Source organism: Rhizobium sp. RAF56 (assembly GCF_052113965.1).
In the GTDB taxonomy this organism is placed as follows: Bacteria; Pseudomonadota; Alphaproteobacteria; order Rhizobiales; family Rhizobiaceae; genus Rhizobium.
In genome coordinates, this window is the sequence record NZ_JBFRDU010000075.1 from 1 (window position 1) to 7816 (window position 7816).

The 7816-nt window shown below is 58.1% G+C and carries 7 protein-coding genes and 1 pseudogene; 5 read left to right on the forward strand and 3 right to left on the reverse strand.

Annotated elements, in window-relative coordinates; genetic code table 11:
• A partial coding sequence (glgA, locus tag AB4048_RS28145) for a glycogen synthase GlgA (RefSeq protein ID WP_442205252.1) occupies window positions 1–1152 on the forward strand: 1152 nt, incomplete at its 5' end.
• A 126-nt stretch (window positions 1153–1278) separates the two neighbouring features.
• Here the strand turns inward: glgA and glgX are convergent.
• The 3 genes from glgX to AB4048_RS28160 all read right to left on the reverse strand — a co-directional run bounded on the left by glgX (window position 1279) and on the right by AB4048_RS28160 (window position 4277).
• Window positions 1279–3354 (reverse strand): glycogen debranching protein GlgX, encoded by a 2076-nt coding sequence (gene glgX, locus AB4048_RS28150; RefSeq protein WP_442205253.1) that lies wholly within the window; start codon window positions 3352–3354, stop codon window positions 1279–1281.
• 126 nt (window positions 3355–3480) lie between these two features.
• Window positions 3481–3741, reverse strand: coding sequence for a DUF982 domain-containing protein (locus AB4048_RS28155; RefSeq protein ID WP_442205254.1), 261 nt, complete (start codon window positions 3739–3741; stop codon window positions 3481–3483).
• Window positions 3738–4277, reverse strand: a complete 540-nt coding sequence (locus tag AB4048_RS28160; RefSeq protein WP_442205255.1) for a CBS domain-containing protein — start codon at window positions 4275–4277, stop codon at window positions 3738–3740. Before AB4048_RS28160 ends, AB4048_RS28155 begins: the two co-directional genes overlap by 4 nt.
• Before the next feature lie 445 nt (window positions 4278–4722).
• On the opposite strand from AB4048_RS28160, the gene AB4048_RS28165 reads away from it, so the two are divergent.
• The 4 genes and pseudogenes from AB4048_RS28165 to AB4048_RS28180 all read left to right on the forward strand — a co-directional run.
• Window positions 4723–5034 carry a hypothetical protein gene (locus tag AB4048_RS28165; protein WP_442205256.1) on the forward strand — a complete coding sequence of 104 codons (312 nt, stop codon included), beginning with the start codon at window positions 4723–4725 and terminating at the stop codon, window positions 5032–5034.
• Between the two features lie 2 nt (window positions 5035–5036).
• Entirely contained in the window at window positions 5037–5813 is a 777-nt protein-coding gene (locus AB4048_RS28170; RefSeq protein WP_442205257.1) for an SDR family oxidoreductase, read from the forward strand.
• Window positions 5810–7579, forward strand: a complete 1770-nt coding sequence (gene treZ / locus AB4048_RS28175; protein ID WP_442205258.1) for a malto-oligosyltrehalose trehalohydrolase — start codon at window positions 5810–5812, stop codon at window positions 7577–7579. Before AB4048_RS28170 ends, treZ begins: the two co-directional genes overlap by 4 nt.
• A gap of 89 nt (window positions 7580–7668) precedes the next feature.
• Window positions 7669–7816, forward strand: a pseudogene (locus AB4048_RS28180) (VOC family protein); the annotation flags it as partial.

Here is a 7816-nt window from a genome sequence, read left to right on the forward strand (position 1 = left end):
CGACGGTTCGCAGCGCTTTCGCTGGGGGGTGCCTTGATTGCGGATGGCGCGATCACCGACTGGAAGCCGGATCTTGTGCATACGCATGATTGGCAGTCCGCGCTGACTTCTGTCTACCTGCGCTACCGGCTGAAAAGCAGCCTGCCGACGGTTCTCACCATTCATAATCTTGCCTTCCAGGGCCAGTTTCCTTTCGATCACTTATCGGATTTAGGAATTCCGCCGGAAGCCCAGTCGACCGAGTGCCTGGAATACTATGGCGATACAAGCTTCTTGAAAGGCGGCGTGCAGACCGCCGATATCATCACGACCGTCAGCCCAACTTACGCGCGGGAAATACTGGGGGAGGGGCTCGGCATGGGGATGGAAGGGGTCCTTAAGGCAAACAGAAAGAAGCTGAGAGGAATAGTGAACGGGATCGACGACGACGTCTGGAATCCCGCCACCGATCTTTGCCTTGTCCAAAATTTCGACCGGAACAGCCTGGCTGCTCGTAGCTTGAACCGAGAGCATCTGATCAATCTATTCGACTTTCACCAGGAGGAAGGCCCGATCTTTTCCGTGATTAGCCGACTGACATGGCAGAAGGGGATCGATCTTCTCGTACAAACCGTACCGCACTTGGTGGAGGCTGGAGGGCGGTTGATCATATGCGGTGAGGGCGATCACCATTTGCACGACCAGGTGCGAAACCTCGCCAAGCAGTATCCTCACAAGGTTGCAGTATCGATCGGTTACAATGAAGGCTTGGCTCACGTGATCTATGGCGGCAGTGATTTCCTCATCCAGCCGTCGCGGTTCGAGCCCTGCGGCCTCACGCAGCTCTATGCGATGCGATATGGTGCGGTGCCCGTCGTCTCGCGCACTGGCGGTCTATCCGAGACAATCATTGACGCCAACGATGCGGCGATCGCGGCCCGTACAGCGACAGGGATCCAGTTCCATCCAATCACTGCCGAGGCATTAGCGCATGCTATAGACCGAGCGATCGAGCTATTTGCAAAGCCGGATACATTTAACCGTCTGAGAATTCAGGGACTGAAAATGGACTTCTCTTGGGAAACGAGCGCGCGGCAATACGCAGCGCTGTTTGCGGAACTGACCGGAACAGCGCTTGCCTCTCGGCATTTGCAGAATGCCCAAGCGATCTAAAGCATGCGCATTGGGCTGCCGCTCCTGACGGTTCGATCGGGCCACCGACCTAGACGTCAGTCTCCAGTTGGATGTTCCGCCGCTCGACGTTGGGGTTTCCTCAGGGAAGCAGCAAGTGGACACGGATCAAACTGATCGCAGGAGAACCAAAGACCGAGGCTGAAGCATTAAGCTTCCCACGCCTTTCATATATTCCCCTGACGGCTCCGCCTCGGTCGTCGTCATCTCCACGCGCCAGGAGGTATTCGGGGGCTCGGGCAGTTGGAAATCCACCGGGCCGTCGTGCGGGTTGAACAGGAAGAGGATATCGCCCCATGCTTCGCCATCCGTCTCTCTCGTGAGGCGCAGGCCGATCGTCGTGCTTCCGGCATCGTCCCATTGCTGTTCGGTCTGCTCTCCTCCGGTCGGGCTGAGCCACTTCACGCCCAATCCATCGCGCCAGTTGTCTCGTCGGAGAATGGGTTGCGCCTGTCTCAGCGCTAATAACCGCCTGGTGAATTTTCCAAGCGCTGTAGCACTCTCGGATTGGTTTTCCCAATGCAACCAGCTCAGTTCGCCGTCCTGGCAATAGCCGTTATTGTTTCCCAACTGGCTTCGGCCAAGTTCGTCCCCTGCGAGTAGCATAGGGGTGCCGTGGGAAAGCAGGAGGGTCGCAAGGAGGTTACGTTTCTGACGCTCCCGGATGGCATTGATCTCCTCATCCTCGGTCGGCCCCTCCGCCCCATAATTGAAGCTTCGGTTGTCGGTATGACCATCCTGATTGTTTTCTTCATTCGCCTCGTTGTGCTTCTCATTGTAGGAAACGAGATCATTCAGCGTGAAGCCATCGTGCGCGGTGACGAAGTTGACGCTCGCCCAAGGTCTGCGCCCGCGCAGGTCATAGACATCGCCGGAGCCAAGGACGCGCGCTGCAAAGTCCCGCGCCGTCCCGTCCTCATCCTTCCAATAGTCCCTGACAGTGTCGCGGTATTTGTCGTTCCATTCTGCCCAACCAGGCGGGAAACCACCAACCTGATAGCCACCAGGGCCGATATCCCAAGGCTCTCCGATCAGCTTTAATCTCGATAAGACGGGATCCTGACCGACGGCGTCGAAAAAGCCTCCACGCTGGTCGAACCCTTCCGGTTCCCGCCCGAGGATCGTACCGAGATCAAAACGGAACCCGTCTATTTGCATCTCTTCCGCCCAATAGCGCAGCGAGTCCGTGATCAACTGCAGGACTCTCGGATGGGAGGTGTTCAAGGTGTTTCCGGTGCCGGTGTCGTTGATGTAGAAGCGATGCTCGTCCGGGAGGGTTCTATAGTAGGAGAAGTTATCTATACCTTTGAAAGATAGGGTCGGGCCGAGTTCGCTGCCTTCCGCCGTATGGTTGTAGACGACGTCGAGAATGACCTCGATGCCGGCCTCATGGAACGCTCGCACCATCTCGCGGAAGCCGTTCAGACCTTTCGGTCCATAGTAGCGAGAGGCAGGCGCGAAGAAGCCGAGGGAGTTGTAACCCCAATAATTCCTCAAACCCTTGTCGAGAAGATGGGCGTCGTCCTGAAACCAGTGGATCGGCAGCAATTCGACAGCCGTCACTCCCAGGCTTCTAATATAGGCGACGATTTCCTTGTGGCCCAATCCTTCATAGGTTCCCCGAAGCTTGTCGGGCAGAGATGGATGGAGGTTTGTGAAGCCTTTTACATGGGTCTCATAGAAGATCGTCTGCGACCATGGAACAGAAGGTTTGACATGGTCCCCCCATTGATACTCCGACGCGTCGACGATGCGACACTTAGGCATGAATCGAGCACTGTCGGTCTCGTCAAACGACAGGTCCTTTTCCTCACTGTCCAGGCTGTATCCAAACTGAGCCTGTCCCCATTCGATGTCGCCCACCAACTCGCGGGCGTAGGGGTCAATAAGCAGCTTGTTCGGATTGAAGCGATGACCGTTTTCCGGGTCATGGGGACCGTAAACTCGATACGCATACAATGCGCCGCGTTTCAGGCCGGGCACATAGCCGTGCCAGATCTCGTTGGTAAATTCGGGAAGGGGGATCCTGTCGATCTCGTTCTCGCCGCTTTCGTCAAACAGGCAGAGTTCGACGCGCTCGGCATGGGCACTGAACAGTGCGAAGTTGATGCCCTCGCTGTCCGGCGTTGCCCCCAGGATCGTCCAGTCGCCGGGTTCGATCTTGCCGTGTCGTTTGTCGGACATGAAATCTCCCTACGAATATGAGCGGAGAATGCTGAAAACCCGTGAGCCCTTTCTGAGGAAGCCGACGCGGGTCGTGCTAGCGGGATGGCGAGGTGCGACGCGATGCCATTGCCCGTCCAATCTCGTTTATGTCCAGGAGTTGATTTGAAATCCCGCTTCCTTTGCGGCTTCGATGAAGGAAACCCGCGCAGATTCGGGCTCCTCATTGCCGTTCAGAGCGAACTGGCATTTGTCGAGGGCCGCCTTTCGGGTCGGATGGTCGCCCTGCCAGTAGTTAAGAAGGCATATGGCCGCGTCGCGACAACTAATCACCCTCAGGATACGCCCCGGTGCCTCCAGGACCACGGCTTCTTCCCAAAATTGATCTGCCATCAACGCTAAGGTCATATAGCGGCTCTCCGTTGCTGCAGAGCCCGCAACGCGTCGGAGCGTGACACCACGCCGACGACGTGATTGCCTGCATCGAGAACAGTCAGATGAACAAGATCCTTTTCCCTCATCAGGTTCAGCACCCCCTCCAAGTCGTCATCCGGGCCGCAAACCTCTGTACAGGGCGTCATGAATTCATAAATAGAGGTGGTGATGGCTTTTCCGGTCGCAATCACCGAGGACATAACGTCCCTTTCGCTGACAAGCGCGATGACCGTACCAACGGGAGATGCCACGGGTAGAACGCTGACGTCCATTTCCACCATTAATCGGGCTGCGGATTGCGCTGAATCGTTGGGCGAAATGGTCGCGATCTGCTTGGACATGATTTCGTTGACTCGCATGTTATTTCCCTCCGCCAAGTCGGTACCGTCGATCGTGGCGGGGACGGCCAACTGCTCCTCGGTCGACTTTGCAAGGGGCAAGTCTACCCGCATTGGGGGAATGACCTGGGTCTTTGAAAGGTCATCGTCGACGTGTCGCAGTTTGTCCATGAACCTCTCCAGCTTTCGAGAAGAGGGAACGCTCCACATTATGAGTGGTTCCGCGTTCTCACTTCACGGCTTTGTCGACCTTCTCGACAGCGACGAGCGCTAGCGGGAGGAACCAATCGGTCCTATTCCCCGTTAGCGTGGCATCGTTCACCGGGGAACACTTTAATGGGCTACAGCGTCACACTCGCCGGCTCGTTCGCAACCGCTTCCTTTATCTTCCTTCTCTTTACTGTCTTCGGTGGTTAGGCCGCGTCAAATCCGCGGTTGGCGGTGAGCGAGAAACAGGTAGCCGTCGTCACCTTGAACATCGGCGTGCATAGCTTGTGCGACTTTGATGTCGTTGGTCACATCATGGCCGGTGAAGGATCCAGCGCCCATTTCTCCGCCGAACTGAAAAGGAACAACTGGCCTTCTCCTGCATTGTGTCGCGACAAGGAGAACGCCGATGCGATTGATCGACACCCACGTTGGCACTCTGACCGAGGGCACCATTACGGTCGAATTTCAGGGGGAGGGCGGCGAATTGGTTTCCGTTCGAATGATAAGCGATGCAAGCCTCGATCCCGGCGCGGCCGTTCTGCGAGCGAAGGAGCTGATGGTCCAACTCAGCGCGTTCGAAGCCCGGAACGAAACCGAGAAGAGCGGCGGAATGACCGGAACCGACAAGGCGGCTTCGCCGGACAACGAACTCCCATCGGAAAATGTTGGGTTCCATGACCTTGAGACAGGCCGCGACGCGCCTCGATCGCGTGACTAGGGATGGCCCGGCCCGTCGCATTCGTCACAGGTGCCAGCTCCGGGATTGGTCTGGCCACCTCAATACTCCTTGCGTCGACGGGGTACGATCTCGCTCTCTTCGATCTTGACTACGATCCGCTGGAAAACCTGGCCCGTAGTCTCCAGGGACAAGGTGCAAAGGTGGTTGCGGTCGACGGCGACGTCGGTTCCGAAGGAGATATGAACAGGGCCGCCGCAGCTATCAGGGATGAATTCGGTCGCCTCGATGCGGTTGTCGCCAACGCCGGCATCAACGGTGTGTGGGCGCCGATCGATGATCTCGCTGCCGACGAATGGGATAGGACAATCCGGGTAAATCTTCGCGGCACGTTCCTGACATTGAACCGGATGGTCCCGCTTCTGAAGGAACGGGGTCACGGTTCGATTGTGATCGTTGCCTCTATCAACGGCGTGCGGACATTTACCAATCCGGGAGCGACCGCCTACAGCGCGACAAAGGCCGCCCAAGTGGCGATGACCCAGCAACTCGCGCTCGAACTCGGCCGACACGGCATCCGCATAAACGTCGTTTGTCCGGGTGCGATTGAAACGAACATTGGTTCGTCGACCGAAATCCGCCATCCTGAGGAGGCGGAGGTTCCCGTGATATGGCCGCAGGGAAGCGTGCCGATCACCGGCGGAAAGCCGGGTAGGGCCGAGGATGTCGCGAAGACCATCGGGTTTCTTTTGAGCGATGCGGCGAGACACGTCACCGGGACGCCGATCTTCGTCGACGGCGGGCAAGGACTGCTCAGATGACCCCAAGGAGATATGCATGGGGACCGCAGGCGCTCGGCGGCGATGTCGTCTCATTTCGCCTCTGGGCGCCGAAACTGTCGGCACTCTCGGTAGAGCTCGGCGGTCGTCTAGTGAGCATGCAATTGCAGCGGGCTGGCTGGTTCGGCGCCGAGGTGGACGGGGTGGGCGACGGTGCATCGTATATGTTCGTGCTTCCCGACGGAACGCGGGTTCCAGATCCGGCCTCGCGGTTCCAAGCCGACGTGTCCGGTCCTTCTACCGTCTGCACCGCAGCCGGCTTCGATTGGGAGAACAAGTGCTGGCGGGGCCGAGCGTGGGAGGAGTCGGTTGTATACGAGATCCACATCGGCACCTTCACCGCGAACGGCACCTTCGAAGCCGCGATCGAGCATCTGCCCCGGCTTTCGGAATTGGGGTTCACCGCCATCGAAATTATGCCGCTTGCGCATTTTCCAGGCAGCAGAGGCTGGGGATACGATGGCGTTTTCCATTATGCGCCGCATAGCGCCTATGGCACGCCCGACGACTTTCGTCGGTTCGTCGACATCGCCCATGGTCATGGACTGATGGTGTTTCTCGACGTTGTCTACAATCATTTCGGACCGGCGGGGAACTGCTTGCCACAGTACGCGCCTGAGTTCTTCAGGAAGGGCGCGCCGACGCCATGGGGCGACAAGATCGACTTCGAGAGAGAGCAGGTTCGGCATTTCTTTATCGATAACGTGATTTACTGGCTTGCGGAATTCCCGCTCGATGGACTGAGACTAGACGCCGTCGACCAGATGGAAGACGATAGCGACCGCCATATCCTGCAGGAGATTTCCGAAACCGTCCGCGACCACTTCCCAGACCGGCAGATCCATCTGATCACGGAAAACCCCGCCAACGGCACAGATCTGCTTGCAGACCTCGGAGGAGGCAGGCGCCTGTTCGTCGCAGACTGGAACGACGACTTCCACCATGCGGTACATGTGGCGGCAACCGGAGAATCCGGCGGCTATTACGAGGCATTCAGGCACGACCCGTGGACGAAGGTGAAGAAGGCTTTGGCCGAAGGCTACCTGCAGCAAGGCAAGCGCTTGCTAAGGATCGAGCCTCCTCCTACGGCATCTCTTCCTGCTCCAGCCTTCGTGCATTTTCTGCAGAACCACGACCAGGTTGGCAACCGCGCACTGGGCGACCGCCTTCACACAATTATCGGCGAACGATGCCACAAGGTCTTGACGGAGATCCTCGCCCTATCACCACAGATCCCGCTGTTTTTTATGGGCGACGACCACCTCAGCGAGCGCCGGTTTCACTTCTTTACCGATTTTGAAGGAGAGCTTGCGAGGGCGGTGGCGGCCGGTCGTCGCAAGGAGGCCGCGAATTTTGGCGGGCTTCCGAAGGGATATCGTCCGGAAGACACCCCGGATCCCAACGATCTTGCCACCTTCGAAAACTGCAAGATCATATGGGACGAGGCCGGGGGGCCGATCCGCGTCGCCTGGGCATCCTTCCTCCAGCGCCTTTTCGAAGTGCGGAGGAAACACGTCGTGCCGCTGCTTGCCTCCTGTCCAGGATACGCAGGACGCGTGCTGCCCTCAGACGACGACGCGATCTACCTCGACTGGAAACTCAACGGACGTGTCCTACGACTTCGCGCCAATTGCTCCGAACATGTCCGGATTTTGGATGAAGGGTTGGGACGACTGGTGTATCCAACGCCTGCAGAGGTCGCATCGGCGGTGCTCCCGCCGTGGACGACACATCTCTTCGTCGCGTGAACCCTTTAGCCACGGTGCAGGGAGCCCCGCGCCAGCGTCCCGAACAGGTGAATGACCTGAACCGGAGACAAGAGTGGAGGATGGAAAGCATGGCGCTTAAGCGGATGGACAACATCGGGATCGTCGTCGAAGACCTCGCAGCGGCGATAGATTTCTTTGAGGAGCTGGGCCTCGAGCTCGAGGGCAGCGCGATGATCGACGGCGAATGGGCCGGTCGTGTTACGGGCCTGGGCGACC

Coding starts and splice junctions, on each gene's coding strand:
- glgX (WP_442205253.1), bottom strand. CDS start 3,354: ATGTCCGACAAACGACACGGCAAGATCGAACCCGGCGACTGGACGATC.
- AB4048_RS28155 (WP_442205254.1), bottom strand. CDS start 3,741: ATGACCTTAGCGTTGATGGCAGATCAATTTTGGGAAGAAGCCGTGGTC.
- AB4048_RS28160 (WP_442205255.1), bottom strand. CDS start 4,277: ATGGACAAACTGCGACACGTCGACGATGACCTTTCAAAGACCCAGGTC.
- AB4048_RS28165 (WP_442205256.1), top strand. CDS start 4,723: ATGCGATTGATCGACACCCACGTTGGCACTCTGACCGAGGGCACCATT.
- AB4048_RS28170 (WP_442205257.1), top strand. CDS start 5,037: ATGGCCCGGCCCGTCGCATTCGTCACAGGTGCCAGCTCCGGGATTGGT.
- treZ (WP_442205258.1), top strand. CDS start 5,810: ATGACCCCAAGGAGATATGCATGGGGACCGCAGGCGCTCGGCGGCGAT.